We start from the raw sequence: 15,174 nt of genomic DNA, 5'->3' as shown, positions 1-15,174 counted from the left end.
ATGATGAACGTCGGTGTGTAAACTAATTTTTACACACAAAAGAGCGACCTTTTCCGTAAGTCTTTGAAAACAAGCGGTTTTTAAATCTGGCATGGTGATTGCGATTGTCAGGGCAGAATAAACGCATTTCAAGGAGCCTTCCGATGTCTGCCAATGACAAACACAACAGCGCCAAAACCGGTTTTGCTACCCGTGCGATCCATCACGGTTACGATCCGCAAAGCCACAATGGTGCGCTGAACCAGCCGGTTTACATGTCTTCGACCTTTGCGTTCGAAACAGCCGAGCAGGGCGGGCGGTTCTTTGCTGGCGACGAGCAGGGCTTTATCTATTCCCGTATTGCCAATCCGACGCTTGATCTTCTCGAAAAGCGGCTTGCGGTGCTTGAGGGCGGTGAAGCCGCCGTTGCGACCGCATCGGGCATGGGCGCGATCACATCTGTTTTCTGGACCTTTATCGCGCCGGGCGACGAGATCATTGTCGATCGCACGCTTTATGGCTGCACGTTTGCCTATTTCCGCCACGGTTTGGAAAAATTCGGCATCAAACATACCCATGTCGATCTGACCGATCCGGCAGAGCTGGAAAAGGCGATCTCGGACAAAACCAAGATTGTCTATTTCGAAACACCGGCCAACCCGAACATGCGTCTGGTCGATATCGAAGCGGTTTCGGACATCGCGCACAAGCATGGTGCCAAGGTCGTTGTCGACAACACCTATTGCACGCCGTATCTGCAGCGTCCGATTGAACTCGGTGCCGATATCGTTGTGCATTCCGCGACCAAATATCTGGGTGGCCATGGCGATCTGATGGCTGGCGCGGTGATCGGAACACTTGAAGACATGACGCAGGTGCGTCTGGTCGGGCTCAAGGACATGACCGGTGCGGTTCTGTCCGCACAGGATGCCAACCTTGTGATGCGTGGCCTTAAAACGCTTGAGCTTCGCATGGAGCGCCATTGCGACAATGCCGAAAAAATCGCCGATTTTCTGGCCAAACACCCGAAGGTCGAGAAGGTCTTCTACCCGGGGCTTGAAAGCGACCCGCATCATAAACTGGCGAAAAAACAGATGGACCGGTTTGGCGGCATGATCGCGTTTGAGCTTAAAGGCGGGATCGAGGAAGGCCGTAAACTGATGAACGGCCTTAACATGATCACCCGTGCGGTCAGTCTGGGCGATGCCGAAACCCTGATCCAGCATCCGGCATCGATGACCCATTCGACCTACACTGCCGAAGAACGCGCCGAATATCAGATCACCGATGGTCTGATCCGCCTGTCGGCCGGGCTTGAAAGCATCGATGATATTCTGGCCGATCTGTCAAACGCGCTGGATGGCGATCAGATGGCGATTGCCGCCGAGTAACGGCAAATCAACTGCGGGTCGGGATGGCCGAGTGCCATCCCGACCTGCTGTTCTCACCCGCCACTAGTCAAACAGACTGTATTGAGCCATTGCTTTGCGCGATCGGTCTGACAGGTGTTTATTGTCGATCCGCATGACTTTCAGATCGTGTAAATCAATTTGCGAGAATGACGGTGCGGTATCGCGATGGGTTTTCAAAAGATCCAGCATCATGCCGTTTGAAAAGGCGCGCTTAAGTCCGGTTTCGATGATGTCGCGCAGTTCCGAATTTTTGGGGCTGACAAAGAAATAGATCGGTTGCGGGTAATAAAGTGCTGTTTTATGGCCGATTTCGATGCTGGGTGCTTCCCACTTCATCCAGTTCCATTCGCCGACAATCTGCCAATAGGCACGCGGATAAAGATCAAATCGCCTTGCATCGAGCATACGATGAAGCGTTCGATATCGTCCGCTAACGACGTCAAAGCCGTTATCAGTCAAAATCTCGTTGTCTGGCCATCCAAGTCCCTGACCCATGGAAAGTTTCCTGAGGTCCTCAATCGTCTCAATCTGACTGAACGGTTCTTTGAGATCTTTATGCAGCATGAAAAGCCGCAAGCCGGTGGTGCCAAGATAGATCGGGATATAGACGGCAAGCAGCCTTTCTTCGCGCTCTGCATTGGTGCCAAAGAAAACCGTGTCAAACTGGTCGGCAGCTTCGAGCATGGGAATGCGCCGGTCTTCGGTCGGGTAATCCATGCATACCGGCACAAGGGTGGCGTTGTGCCCGCTCAGTCTCAGGGCCAGCCGCAACAAATCGATGTGATATTCCCGGTGTGCTTCCCAGGTGATCTCGCCGCGGCAAAATTCCGATGGCGTATCCATGGGGATGCGCACGACGCGTGGATCATTGGTGGATGCCGACTGCGCATGGGCGGGGATGTTACCAAACAGGTGCGCAGTGAAGATCATCAGGCAAAGAAATTGTCGGGCAACATCTTTGATGGCTGTGAACCGGTTGATCACAGAGGATAATACGCCTCGAATTGCTCCGATCCGGACTGTCATCGGAACAGAATAACTTCGGTCAGGGAAAGAGATCTTAACGAGAGAAAGTTTGGCAATTTCGACGTCACCGGAAGCGAACTTTAGGAGAGGCAGTATCTATATATCAGTATAAGATATTTCTGTGCAAAGAGTTTGAGCCGGGGTTGCACCCAGACCGCAATCTTCCACCCGGCGCCGGTCGAATTTGGTGGTCTTAGGGGTTTGATCGACTCGCACGGGAATAGGGGCGTGGCAGTGATTTTCCGGACTTTTTTCTGGAACGGAAATTCGAGAGTTTCCCTGTGATCGTCGCAGCTGATTCCAACATTTCAGTGAAATTGCCGAATCTTGTGTGAATTGCCGGACCGCCATCTTGATTTCCGCGACGTGCCCCTAAAAATCGGCATTGTGGTGCCGAATTATTGAGACGCCAGACGACATAGCATGAAACCCGCAATATCGGATAAAAAAGAAAGCAATCAGGAAATGTCAGTACAGGAAAGCGCACCGGAAATCGGTGAAATCATCGAAGCAAGCAGCACGGCCGATATCAATGCCAAGGACCTTGAGATGCTGGGTCTGCTTGAAAAGAAAGTGCGCTGGCTGTCAAGCTGGACAATCCATAATGCCAACCATCTGCGCCCCAAGCGCGATGGCATCAAGGTTGGCGGCCATCAGGCCAGCTGTGCGTCGATGACGACCCTTATGACAGCACTTTATTTCAATGTTCTGCGCCCGCAGGACCGGGTTGCGGTCAAGCCGCATGCAAGCCCGGTATTTCATGCGATCAACTATCTGTTTGGCCGTCAGACCAAGGAAAAGCTCGAAGCATTCCGCTCGTTCGGTGGTGCGCAATCCTATCCGTCACGGACCAAGGATGGTGATCAGGTCGATTTCTCGACAGGCTCTGTCGGCCTTGGTGCGGCGGTAACGAACTTTGCAGCCCTGACGCAGGATTACCTGCGCTACAAGGACATGCTGCCCAAGGATGAAACGCCAGGTCGCATGGTTGCCCTTGTGGGTGATGCCGAACTTGATGAAGGCAACATCTATGAGGCGTTGCTTGATACCTGGAAGCATGACATTCGCAATGTCTGGTGGGTGATCGACTATAACCGCCAAAGCCTTGATGGCATGATTGATGCCCATTTGTTCCGCGTGATTGGTCGGTTCTTCCGCGCGGTTGGCTGGAACGTGATTACCATCAAATATGGCCGCAAGCTGCATGATGCCTTTGCCAAGCCGGGCGGGAAATCGCTTAAGAAGTGGCTGAATGACGTTCCCAACGACATCTATTCGGCGCTGACCTTCCAGGGTGGGGCGGCATGGCGCAAACAGATTACATCGGACATGGAAGGCGACAATGCGCTGGCAAGCCTTCTGGGCGACTATGACGATGATCAGCTTCATGACCTGATGACCAATCTGGGCGGCCACTGCATGGAAGCGGTTCTAAGCGCCTTTGACGCGGTTCCCAATGACAAGCCGACCGTCTTTATTGCTTATACCGTCAAGGGCTATGGCACGCCGCTTCAGGGGCACAAGGACAACCATGCGGGCCTGATGAACGTGCCGCAAATGGATGCCTTCAAGCTGCAAAACAAGATCGCCGACGGGCAGGAATGGGATGTCGCAGCCGGCCTTGATATCAGTGCCGATGCCCTTCGCGACTACATCGCCAGGGCACCGTTTAACGATGATGCCCCGCGCAACAAGTCGGCCAAGCACATAACCATCCCCGAAATGCCCTATGCACGTGCCGAAACGTCCAGCACGCAGGAAGTCTTTGGCAAGATATTGAATGAACTGGCCAAGATGAAAAACAGCGACCTGTCGGACCGGATCGTGACCACCTCGCCCGATGTGACGGTCTCGACCAATCTTGGCGGGTTTGTAAACCAGCGCGGTCTGTTTGGCCGCGAAGAACTGGCCGATGAGTTCAAGGAACGCAAGGTCCCCTCGGCCCAGAAATGGATCAGATCACCAAGCGGACAGCATGTTGAGCTCGGCATTGCCGAAAACAACCTGTTCCTCAACCTGGCCGCACTCGGTCTGTCGCACAACCTGTTTGGTGAACGCCTGTTCCCGATTGGAACGCTTTATGATCCGTTCATTGCGCGTGGCCTCGATGCGCTGAATTACGCCTGCTATCAGGATGCGCGTTTCATGGTGGTGGCAACACCAAGCGGCATCACGCTGGCCCCCGAAGGTGGGGCGCACCAGTCGATATCAACGCCAATGATCGGGATGGGGCAGCCGGGCCTGACCAGTTTCGAGCCAAGCTTTGGTGATGAATTGGCCGCGATCATGGGCTGGTCGTTTGAACATATGCAAGACCCGGATGGTGGATCGATCTACCTGCGTTTGTCGACCAAACCGCTGTCACAGCCGGAACGTGACCTGTCAGAATCAGAAAAAACCGAAATTATTTCGGGTGGCTATTGGTTGCGTCAGCCGGGCGACGATTGCAAAATGGCGATTGCCTATTGCGGTGCCATGGCGCCCGAAGCAATCGCGGCCTGGGAAAAGCTGTCTGAAGATCATCCGGGCCTTGGTCTGCTTGCCGTGACGTCGACCGATCGCCTGTATAACGAATGGCAGGATCTTGAGCGCGCCCGCCTTGAAGGCAAGGCTGATGGCAAGATGGCCCATGTCGAAAACTTGCTCAAACCGCTGGCATCGGATGCCCGCCTTGTCACGGTGATCGACGGTCATCCGGCCGCCCTTGCATGGCTGGGTGGTGTACGCGGTCACGCGGTTGCGCCGCTGGGTGTGAATGCCTTTGGCCAGTGCGGGGACAGCATCGCGCTTTATGATCACTATCAGATCGGCACGGATGCGATCCTGCGTGCGGCGAAACGCTGGGACTGATAGGGCATGCTTGAGGTTCGAAAGGGAGGGTGCTTTGCCCTCCCTTTTTTCATGTCTGGGTCGACCACTTGGAGTGGTCCGGCAGTTGACGCAATGTCGGATTGTAAGTACGAGAACTGTTCGCAATTTATAAAAATTAAAATCGGTTCAGTGTGTGTAACCCCGAGCCGGGCAGTGAAACGTTCTTATGAAAAACAGAAGTCTTAAAGGGCTTTATCCGGCGATGCCGTTTGGCACACCGATTGAGGCCACGCGCGCCGGCGGCGGGGCCCTGATTGGACTGGGGCTGGCGGGTTTTTTGCTGTCACTACCCGAGTTGCAAGGCGCAGGTCTTTATCTGATTGCGCCATTCGGTGCGACATCCGTCTTGTTGTTCGCAGTACCCAACAGTCCGCTTGCGCAACCATGGTCCGCGATTGTTGGCAATAGTGTTGCCGCACTTGCCGGGGTGGCTGTGTGCCTGATGGTTGATGATCCTGTGCTTCGCGTTGCGTTGGCGGTTGGACTGGGTATTTCTGCGATGATTGTCGCACGGGCGGTTCATCCGCCTGGTGGTGCGGTTGCGATGGTCGCCGCCCTGAACCCGGATATGGTCGCCGATCTCGGCTTTCGCTTCGCCGTGACGCCGGTTGCTGTTGTGACAGCCATTCTGGTTCTGGTTGCAATTGCCTATGCCCGCTTGACCGGGCGCACATATCCATTCCGCCATTTCGATGACAAAGGTTTGCATCGGACAGCAGATCGTGCACCAATCGAACGGCTTGGCCTTGATGAGGATGAGCTAAACGCGATCCTTCAGCAATATAGCCAGTCGCTTAACCTTGGTATTGAAGACCTGGCGCGGTTGATTGGCGCGGCCGAATTACAGGCGGCATCCCACCGTGCCGGGCCAATGACCGCACGCGATATCATGTCGCGCGATCTTGTGACTGTTGAGGCGGAAACACCCCTTGGCGAGGTGGCCGACCTTTTTCGCAAGCATGGCTTTACCTCCCTGCCAGTGATTGGCGCGGACGGCCAGTTCATTGGTGTGATCTTTCAAATTCATCTGATCCGCCGCGCACGAGAGGATGCATTGCGTCTGGATCGTGGGTTGTTATCGGCGATGTCGCGTCTGGTTGATCGCAAGCGTGAAGCGCCTGTCCGGGCGATGGAAATCATGTCTGTCACGGAACCACGTGCCACGCCTGATACACCAATTGCGGCGTTGCTACCGCTGATGGCGGATGGCGCATGTGATGCCGTTCCTGTTCTTGATTATGGAAAAATCATTGGCATTGTGACCCGAACTGATTTGATCGCCGCCATGGCCCATGCAAGCATTACTGCCGATTGAGTTGCCCACAAAACTGGAAAAGCCCGATGACTGAGACTGTTACACTGACAATCGAAGAGGCTGAAAAGCTAAGCCTTGCCGTGCTGGAGGACAATGGCTTTGGCGAAGAACATGCAGGTGCCATCATGCGCAGCGTGGTTGCCGCCCAGATTGATGAGTGCCATTCGCATGGACTTTATCGTCTGATGGGTTGTGTGCAGACCGCGCGGAATGGCGGGCTTGATACCCATGTTCTGCCGGAAATTATCGATCAGGCGCCGGCCATTACGCGGGTCAATGCGCACAAGGGATGCTCGCTTCTGGGTTTTGAAATGGGCTTGCCGCAGCTTGTTGAAAAGGCGCGACACTGTGGGATTTCGGTTCTGGCGATCAATAACTGTTTCCATTTTTCAGCGTTGTGGCCGGAAGTCGAGCAGATTTCTGCCCACGGTCTGGTCGGGATGGCGATGACACCGACCCATGCCTTTGTCGCGCCAGCAGGCGGAGCCAAGCCGCTCCTGGGCACCAACCCGATTGCCTTTTCATGGCCGCGTCCGGGCAAAACGCCCTACACGTTTGATTTTGCCACCAGCATGATCGCGCGCGGCGAAATCGAACTGCACCGTCGCGCGGGCAGGCCGATTCCCGAAGGCTGGGCGATTGATAAAAACGGTGATCCCACCACCGATCCGACCAAGGCGCTCGAAGGGGCGATGCTGACATTTGGCGGGCACAAGGGATCAGCACTTTCGACCATGATCGGTTTGATGGCGGGGCCGTTGATCGGTGATGTGCTGGGACATGAAACCCATGCTGCATCCGAAGATGCGCCGGGTAAGCCGCATCATGGGGAAATCATCATCGCCTTTTGTCCGGAAACATTCCTTGGTGCTGATGCGCAAAAGCATCTTGATCACGCCGAAGACTTTTTCGAGGAGATCGTCAAACAGGGCGCGCGCCTGCCATCACAACGCCGGTTTGAAGCCCGCGAACGCAGTCATGAAAACGGGGTGACGATCCCCAAGACCCTGCATGACGAGCTGTTGGCCTTGACGGAGCAACAATAATACAGGGCGTTATGCTTGGATCAGATTTTATGACCCAATCTTTTTTCAAGGGGTACGCCGTGATGGGCTTGCAATGTCCCCAATTGTCGTACAACTCACGCAGCATGCATCCAAAAGCGTGATTTGATGCAACGTGAGCTGGAAGGGCGTTGGTCATGGAATATCTGATGTTGCTCGGCGGTTTGGCCGGGCTTTTCTTTGGGGGGGAATCTCTGGTGCGCGGTAGCGTCGGGATCGCCCGCAAACTTTCCATGTCATCGCTTCTGATCGGTTTGACCGTGGTCGGTTTCGGGACATCGACGCCGGAACTTCTTGTCTCCATGGATGCGGCATTGCGTGGTGTGCCGGATATCGCGCTTGGCAACGTCATCGGGTCCAACATTGCCAATATCTTGTTGATCGTTGGTGTTTCTGCCGTGGTGTGGCCAATTGCCGTATCTGGCGGCACGCTTGGTCGCGATACCGCTGTGATGCTTGCTGCTGCTGTCGTGCTGGTGCCTTTCTTTGCGCTTGGTGACCTTGGCCGTGTGGCTGGTGGGCTTATGTTTGCGGCATTGATTGGTTATCTGGTGTTTGCCTATCGCCAGTCGCGTTCGGAACCCGCGTCATCGACGGATCTGCCCGAAGCGGTTTCAAATGTTTGGCTGTCAATTGTCTGGGTTGTCGCGGGGCTGGCCATGCTGATGGTTGGCGCCCATTACCTTGTCGAAGGGGCGGTGACCATCGCGCGCACCTTTGGTGTGTCCGAAGCCTTTATCGGGCTTACGATTGTTGCGGTTGGTACGTCCCTGCCAGAGCTCGCAACATCGCTGATTGCTGCATTGAAGAAGCAATCCGAAATCGCGATTGGTAATATTATCGGGTCAAACATTTTCAACATCCTGGGGATTCTTGGCCTGACGGCGGTCGTATCGCCGATTCCGGTAGCAGACCGGTTCCTGATGTTCGATCTTCCGGTGATGATTGCAGTTTCGATTGGCCTGACGCTGATGCTTCGCCGTCCACAGATTGGCCGGATACCCGGCATCATCATGCTGGTGCTGTATGCCGGTTACGTCTGGGCGGCCCAGTAAGGGCAGTCAGCGTAGGGCAGGCTTCTTTTCTGGGGGTCCTAGAAAAACGCCTGCTTTATGCCGTCAATAATGAACTGAACCGCAAGGGCCGCCAGGATCATGCCAAGCAGGCGTGATACCACGGTGGCGACGGTCGGGCTGAGGCGTTTGGCAACCACGTTTGCCAGCAGGAAAAAGACAAAGGCGATCACCATCACCACGGCGACCACGCCAATGACGCTGGCCTGCATGGCGATATTGTCTTCGAACTTGCCCATCAGAAGCATCACGGACGCGATGGCACCGGGGCCGGACAGGAACGGGATCGACATCGGGAAGATCGAGACATCATCGGCCTCGTCATCCGGGATGGTCGGCCCGTCCGCCGTTTTGGTAGCAGCGGGCTTGGACTTGGCTTTTGTAGTCTTTCCGGCCTTGTCGGTGTCGTGATCTTCTTCGAGTTCCTGATGGACCTGTTCGGCGCGCTGGTTACGTTTCTGGCTGCGCTTTTCAAACAGCATTTCAAGCGCGATCAAAAACAGCAACGTGCCCCCGGCAATCCGGAAAGCCGGCATGTGAATGCCAAACACGCCCAGCAATCCTTCGCCAATCAGGGCAAAGGCCGCCAGGATAAAGAAGCTGGTCAAGCAGGCACGGATCGCCATGCGCCGGCGGTGGGCGGCACTGGTGCCTTGCGTCAGGACGATGAAGACCGGCACCAGACCCAACGGGTCAATAATCACAAACAGCGTGACAAAGACCGGGATCAATTCGTTGAGCATATCAAGGCTTGGCATCGGTTCTTCCTGCTTTCGGCGATTGCACGATGGATGCGTATATTGCGCCCATCTTCGCAGGTAAATGGTTAAATGGGCAGTTCTTTTGGGTGGGTTAGCAATGCAGGGCCTTATCGCCGTTTGCCGCGATTGCGCCCGTAACGCCCGGCACTTTCCGGCCAGTCGACATAATCAACCGGTTTCTTGCGCACCCATTTGACGAATTTGATGATATCGGGATGGGCAAGCAGCTTGTCGGGGCTGTTATAGTCGCGTGCAAGGGTGGCTTCATCAAACAGGCGATGGATCATGCGATGGCAAACGCGATGCAGCCATTCGGTTTCAGTCCCGCCCTGTGATTTCGGGTGCCAGTGATGCCGATCAACACTGGGGCCTGCGACCATCACACGTCCGCAGATCGTGCACTTTCCAAGATCAGAACGATCAGAATTACCCGGTATTGCCATGGTCGATTATTGCGGCGGCATCCGCCGGTTTTCAAAGAATTTCTGCCATGTGCCGGGTTTGAGTGCGCGGAGCGCCTTGATCCGCGCCCCAACCGATGGATGGGTGTCAAGCAGGCTTGGCGGCTGGGTGCTGCGATAAGGCACAAGACCCAGACGTTTGCGGTTGATCTGATCGATATGCAGAAGGGCATCAATCATGTCCTCCGGGCCATTGAGCAAATCACTTGCCCCATGATCGGCGGCAAATTCGCGGTCGCGAATGACCGCGCGCTGGAACAGGAAGCTGATGGTCGGCACCGCACCAAACAGGATAATCATCCAGGCTGGGGGATTGAAATTGCCAAAGATAAAGATCGCAAGACCAAACAGCGCGATGGTCCATGTTGCGCGATAAAGCACATCGGTAATCAGCAAGATACGCGTATCGCCATGCCAGGCATGCGCCACTTCATGGGCCAAAATCGCGCGCATCTGGCGCGGGGAAAGGCCATGAACCGCATCGCTTGAAATCGCAATCGTGGTATTGTCGTCCGTTCCGGTCGTGATGGCATTGACCCCCTTGCCGGGCAGCAGGAACAATTTTGGTTTGTGACCAAGTTCCGCGCGTTCGGAAAGCAGGCGGCTCATTTCATGGATGGCGGGATAATCTTTCCCCGACAGCGGACTGGCGCGCAGCATCTTCATCAGGATTTCTGGTGAGATCATCGGTGAAAGTACCAGCATCAGGGCAACCGCAATACCGGCCGAAATCATCATCGATATCCCGCCCAGCATCCATGCACAGGCGGCAAGCACACCGATCATGCACGCCATCAGCCCGCCCGCGTGGGAGACTCCACCGGGCTGAATGGCGAGAAAGCGTTGAATGAAGTCGGGAAGCTGCGGCGTATTGTCAGCCATTCGCGTTTTGCCTGTCAGGGTTCGGGTTGGGGGCCTTATCCAAAGATAGGGATGATCACTGCAGATACGCAAATGCAACCTTTGGCACGGTCGGATAAATTTATGTCAAACAATCGGTTGTTTGCATTGATCCAGCACAGGTTTTTGCCAGCAAGACGTGGTTGGGTTTAGGGGCCGGAATTTGGGAAGAATTGCGCGATGTGATGACGCGGTAAGGCAATGAAATAAAGGGCTTTGCGGCGAAATCTTAACACATCCTTATATATTCGACTAGAATAGTGGGAGTATGCCATTGGCTAGGATACCCGTTGTGGCTTTGTCGCGCGGGTGGTTCGTCATGCGCAATTGCCAAATGGTCAACGGCAACAGATATAAGAGATCTGCCCTTGTTTCATGGGCGGTGGTAGTGGAAGGACTTGATGGGCCTGTTGGATAGAATCCGACCCACCCGCAAATCGGATGCGGGACGCGAAGGGGATCGTACCCCGCTGGAACGGTTGTTCTGGCGGTCGATTGCGCTTGTCGGCGGATTCTCGATGGTGATCAACCTGCTGAACATGGTGATTCCGATATATTCCATGCAGGTGTTTGACCGCGTTCTTTCCAGCCGGTCGGTGGATACGCTGGCCCTCCTTACCCTTGGTATCGGTCTTGTTCTGGTCTTCATCGCCTCAATGGAACAGCTGCGGTCACGGGTTTTGATCCGGGTCGGGACGGCACTTGATCTGCGTCTGGGCGGGGAGCTGTTTGCCCATGTCGTGCAGCAATCGGCACGCGGCAGCCAGATGCGCCAGCGACCTTTGCGCGATCTATATGGATTGCGCGGGTTCCTGACCGGCAGTGGCCCGTTTGCCCTGATCGATTTTATGTGGGCGCCGGTCTATATCGGGGTTGTGTTCATCTTCGACACCCGTCTTGGCATGGTGGCATGTGGCGGGGCATTGTTGTTGATCGTGATTGCGATTGCCAACGAAGCTGCCGCCAAGATTTCCGTCGACCGATCCGAAGAAAGCCAGAACCGCGGTATTGCGCAGGAAGAAACCTATGTCCGCAATGCCGAGGCGATGGAAGCCATGGGCATGACCCAGTCCGCCCGCCAACGCTGGCAGGCGGACCAATCAGATTCGCTTTATTGGGAAGGTCAGGCCAGCAGGCGGGTTGGCACATCGACCACGTTATCGCATTTTGTCCGTCTTGCCATGCAGGTCTGCTTTATCGGGGTTGGGGCCTATCTGGTTCTGTCCGAAAGCATCACGATCGGCATCATGGTGGCGTCCATGATCCTTGGCATGCGCGGTCTGGCGCCATTTGATGGCGCAGTGACCGCATGGCGCAGCTGGAATGCGGCACGCAGTTCGTTTGAACGTCTTAATAATATCCTGCTTGAAAAACGTCAGACGGTCCCGGCACCCATGCCGCGCGGGCGGGGTATGTCGGTCAGTGTCGATCGTCTTGTCTTTGCGCCGCCCAACAGCCGCAATGTGCTTTTCAAGGGATTCTCGTTCAAGGCCGGGCCGGGGCAGATCATTGCAATCGCAGGGTTTAACGGCGTTGGCAAGACCGCGCTTTTGAAGCTGATCATGGGTATCTGGTTGCCGGGGTCTGGCTCGGTGAAGCTTGACGACGTTGAAGCTTCGCGTGCAGATCGTACCGAAATGGGTGCTCAGATCGGGTATCTGGCGCAAAACCCGTTCCTGTTCCCAGGCACAATTGCCGAAAACATTGCTCGTCTTGGCAATGCGGAAATGCGCGACATCATTCAGGCTGCTGAATTGGCTGGTGCGCATCAGTTCATCCTGGATTTGCCCGATGGTTATGACACGCGGGTTGATCGTGGTGGTCGCAATCTTTCGGGCGGGCAGCGGCAATTAATTGCACTGGCCGCCGCCCTGTTTTCGCGTCCGCGTTTGTTGTTGCTCGATGAGCCGACAACCGCCCTTGATGACAACGGCGTTACCCATATCAGCGAACTGATCGATGTTTTGCGCCGCAACGGCATTACGACCTTTATCGTCAGTCATGAACGCGAAATTCTGGCACGCGCCGATGCCATTCTGGCCCTGGCCGACGGCCAAATTCAGGTTGTCCCGGTCAAGGGTGGTGCGAAATCAGCAGTATCAAAACCGGTTCCGGAAAGTGGTCAAATTGCGCGTGGCCTGCCACCAATGTCCCGCCCGGCCGAACCAATGGCCGACGCGTTTCCATCTGATGGGCAAATGCGCATCACCCCCAAACAGATTGCCGTGCCCAACCCTGATGCACCGCGCCCGATTGTTGAGAAAAGCACGGCCCCCAATACCCATCCGGCAGCAGCCATGAGCGCGCCGGAACCTGAAATCGAGATCGTGGAAAAACCAGAGATCGCGGATTTCGGTGCCACCGGTGAAGCTGGTTCTGGTCGTGCGCAGGCCGCAAAGCAGGCGGCAGGTATCGCCAAAACAGAAATGAAACCGCAGCCGACCCCTGGTGGCACGATGATGACCATGCGCCCGGTCAGCAAGGAGCAAGCGGCGACAAGGGACGCAGCCCGCAAGGACCCGCCAGCCCGCGCATCGCGTGAAGCCCGTCCGGCAAGTGCCGCCGACCTTGCGCCCAAGCGCGCCGCGACCAAACCAAAGGCCCAGCCGGAACGCACCGCACAACCGGCCCGCAAGCCTGCGCCACAGCGCAAAATGAGTGAAGCCGAAGCCATCGCCAAGGCCCGCGAAGAAGCTGCGATGCGCATGCGCAAAGTGCGTGAGGACGCCGAACGCGCCGCTGCTGCGCGCGCACCGCGCCGCAAACCGGCCGAGGCAGAAGACCGCCCGATGGATCGCGCACAACCAAGTGCACAAAATACCCGTCGCGGTCGTCCGCAATTGCGTGTGGTTGAAGGATCGGCTGAACGTCGCCAGGGTGGTGCCTGATGTCTGGTGGAGTGCAACTTCCGACCGCGCGTGAGCTTAGTACCGATGTTAAGCCGTTGGTGCGTATCGGCTTTTTGATCCTGTTCTTGGGCTTTGGTTCCGTGCTGCTTTGGGCTGGTACGGCCGAGGTCAATTCGGCTGCCACGGCCAGTGGTGTGGTTGCCCCATTTTCGGGCCGACAAAGCGTTCAGCATCTTGAAGGCGGCATCATTCGCGACATTCTTGTGCGCAATGGTACGCGGGTCCAGGCGGGCGATGTCCTGATTAGGCTTGACGATACACGTTCACGGGCAAGTTATGATCTGCTCAATAACCGTTATCTCAACGCGCTGGCGACCCAGACGCGGCTGATTGCCGAACGGGCACAGGATGATTATTTGTCATTCCCGCCGCCGCTTGAAGATCCGCGCTATTTTTCGATCACCGATGCACAACGCACCCTGTTTGACAGTCGCCGCAGTGCGTTTGCCGGTGAGCTTGCGCTCTATGACGAGCGCATCAAGGAATTGCGTCGCGAGATTGTTGGCACGCGCGAGCAAAAGACCGCTGCCGAACAGCAGGTCGGGATCGTCAAGGAAGAGCTCGCCATGGTCAAACCGATGGTTGATCTTGGCTATGCGCGGCGGACCCGGTTGCTGCAACTCGAAAGCCGGTTGGTTGAAACCCTTGGTAATATCGGGCGGTTTTCCGCAGATATTGCCCGGATCGAACAGCAAATCCAGCAGGTCAAGGCCAGCCAGTCACAACTGATGCGTGACCACCTGCAATCGATCAACACAGAATTGCGCGATATCCAAAGCGAGATTTCCGATCTGAACGAACGCCTGCGCTCGGCCGAGGATATCCTGGTGCGTTCCGACATCAAGGCGCCGCGCAATGGCACGGTGACCAACATGCAGTTCACCACGATCGGCGGGGTCATTCCGCCCGGTGCACAGGTGCTTGAAATCGTGCCGGCGGATGATCGGCTTGTGATCGAGGCCCGCGTTTCCCCGAACGATATTGACGTCGTTTCGGCCGGGCTTCCGGTCAATATCCGGGTGACATCGTTCAGTCAGCGCTGGTTTGCGCCGGTCAAGGGCACTGTAACCGATGTCTCGCCGGACCGGCTGACAGACTCCGAAGGCCGATCCTATTTCCAGGCCATGGTCGAGATCGATGCCGAGAGCCTGGCAGAGCATGAAGGCATGATTTTGTCGCCCGGCATGCCCGCCCAGTTGGAGATCGTAACGGGTGCCAGAACGATTCTTGCTTACCTGTTTTCACCGATCACCACCAGCTTTGATCGCGCATTCCGCGAACAATGATTTGGTAAATAACGTATAGGTCATGATGGCAGAATCTATACAACCTGACAGATTCTGACAGACCGGGCTTTTTCCTTCCAAAACGCCGGAAAATATGAGAAAAAACGCATCAACCAT

The 15,174-nt window shown here is 55.8% G+C and carries 11 protein-coding genes; 7 read left to right on the top strand and 4 right to left on the bottom strand.

What is annotated here, in order from left to right:
* The first annotated feature begins 143 nt into the window (after positions 1 to 143).
* Positions 144 to 1,370: a methionine gamma-lyase gene (locus IT893_RS17430; protein ID WP_197146110.1), complete on the top strand. Its 1,227-nt coding sequence runs from the start codon at positions 144 to 146 to the stop codon at positions 1,368 to 1,370.
* Positions 1,371 to 1,433: 63 nt separating this feature from the next.
* On the opposite strand, the gene IT893_RS17425 is transcribed toward IT893_RS17430, so the two are convergent.
* On the bottom strand, positions 1,434 to 2,321 hold the full coding sequence (locus IT893_RS17425; protein ID WP_197146109.1) for a hypothetical protein: 888 nt from the start codon (positions 2,319 to 2,321) through the stop codon (positions 1,434 to 1,436).
* A 561-nt stretch (positions 2,322 to 2,882) separates the two neighbouring features.
* Here IT893_RS17425 and IT893_RS17420 point away from each other — a divergent pair.
* The 4 genes from IT893_RS17420 (at position 2,883) to IT893_RS17405 (ending at position 8,722) form a co-directional block, all read left to right on the top strand.
* Positions 2,883 to 5,267 carry a transketolase gene (locus IT893_RS17420; RefSeq protein WP_252723989.1) on the top strand — a complete coding sequence of 795 codons (2,385 nt, stop codon included), beginning with the start codon at positions 2,883 to 2,885 and terminating at the stop codon, positions 5,265 to 5,267.
* 187 nt (positions 5,268 to 5,454) lie between these two features.
* Entirely contained in the window at positions 5,455 to 6,603 is a 1,149-nt protein-coding gene (locus IT893_RS17415) for an HPP family protein (RefSeq protein WP_063086784.1), read from the top strand.
* Positions 6,604 to 6,629: 26 nt separating this feature from the next.
* A complete protein-coding gene (locus IT893_RS17410) occupies positions 6,630 to 7,649 on the top strand; it encodes an Ldh family oxidoreductase (RefSeq protein WP_197146107.1) in 1,020 nt (339 codons plus the stop codon).
* 155 nt (positions 7,650 to 7,804) lie between these two features.
* Positions 7,805 to 8,722, top strand: coding sequence for a calcium/sodium antiporter (locus IT893_RS17405; RefSeq protein ID WP_197146106.1), 918 nt, complete (start codon positions 7,805 to 7,807; stop codon positions 8,720 to 8,722).
* 38 nt (positions 8,723 to 8,760) lie between these two features.
* On the opposite strand, the gene IT893_RS17400 is transcribed toward IT893_RS17405, so the two are convergent.
* The 3 genes from IT893_RS17400 to IT893_RS17390 form a co-directional block, all read right to left on the bottom strand.
* Positions 8,761 to 9,498, bottom strand: a complete 738-nt coding sequence (locus tag IT893_RS17400) for a MarC family protein (protein ID WP_197146105.1) — start codon at positions 9,496 to 9,498, stop codon at positions 8,761 to 8,763.
* 110 nt (positions 9,499 to 9,608) lie between these two features.
* A complete protein-coding gene (locus IT893_RS17395; RefSeq protein ID WP_197146104.1) occupies positions 9,609 to 9,881 on the bottom strand; it encodes an HNH endonuclease in 273 nt (90 codons plus the stop codon).
* 69 nt (positions 9,882 to 9,950) lie between these two features.
* Complete coding sequence (locus tag IT893_RS17390) at positions 9,951 to 10,844, bottom strand: M48 family metalloprotease (protein WP_197146103.1); 894 nt, start codon at positions 10,842 to 10,844, stop codon at positions 9,951 to 9,953.
* Positions 10,845 to 11,263: 419 nt separating this feature from the next.
* Between IT893_RS17390 and IT893_RS17385 the strand changes: the two genes are divergently transcribed.
* Entirely contained in the window at positions 11,264 to 13,750 is a 2,487-nt protein-coding gene (locus IT893_RS17385) for a type I secretion system permease/ATPase (RefSeq protein ID WP_197146102.1), read from the top strand.
* On the top strand, positions 13,750 to 15,057 hold the full coding sequence (locus IT893_RS17380) for an HlyD family type I secretion periplasmic adaptor subunit (protein WP_197146101.1): 1,308 nt from the start codon (positions 13,750 to 13,752) through the stop codon (positions 15,055 to 15,057). The genes IT893_RS17385 and IT893_RS17380 overlap by 1 nt, the downstream gene beginning before the upstream one ends.
* The last annotated feature ends 117 nt before the right edge of the window (positions 15,058 to 15,174 follow it).

The sequence above is a fragment of the Thalassospira sp. A40-3 genome, from assembly GCF_015871485.1.
Lineage (GTDB): Bacteria > Pseudomonadota > Alphaproteobacteria > Rhodospirillales > Thalassospiraceae > Thalassospira > Thalassospira tepidiphila.
The sequence above is the reverse complement of the archived record's forward strand: the minus strand, read 5'-3'. Positions and strand labels throughout refer to the sequence as shown.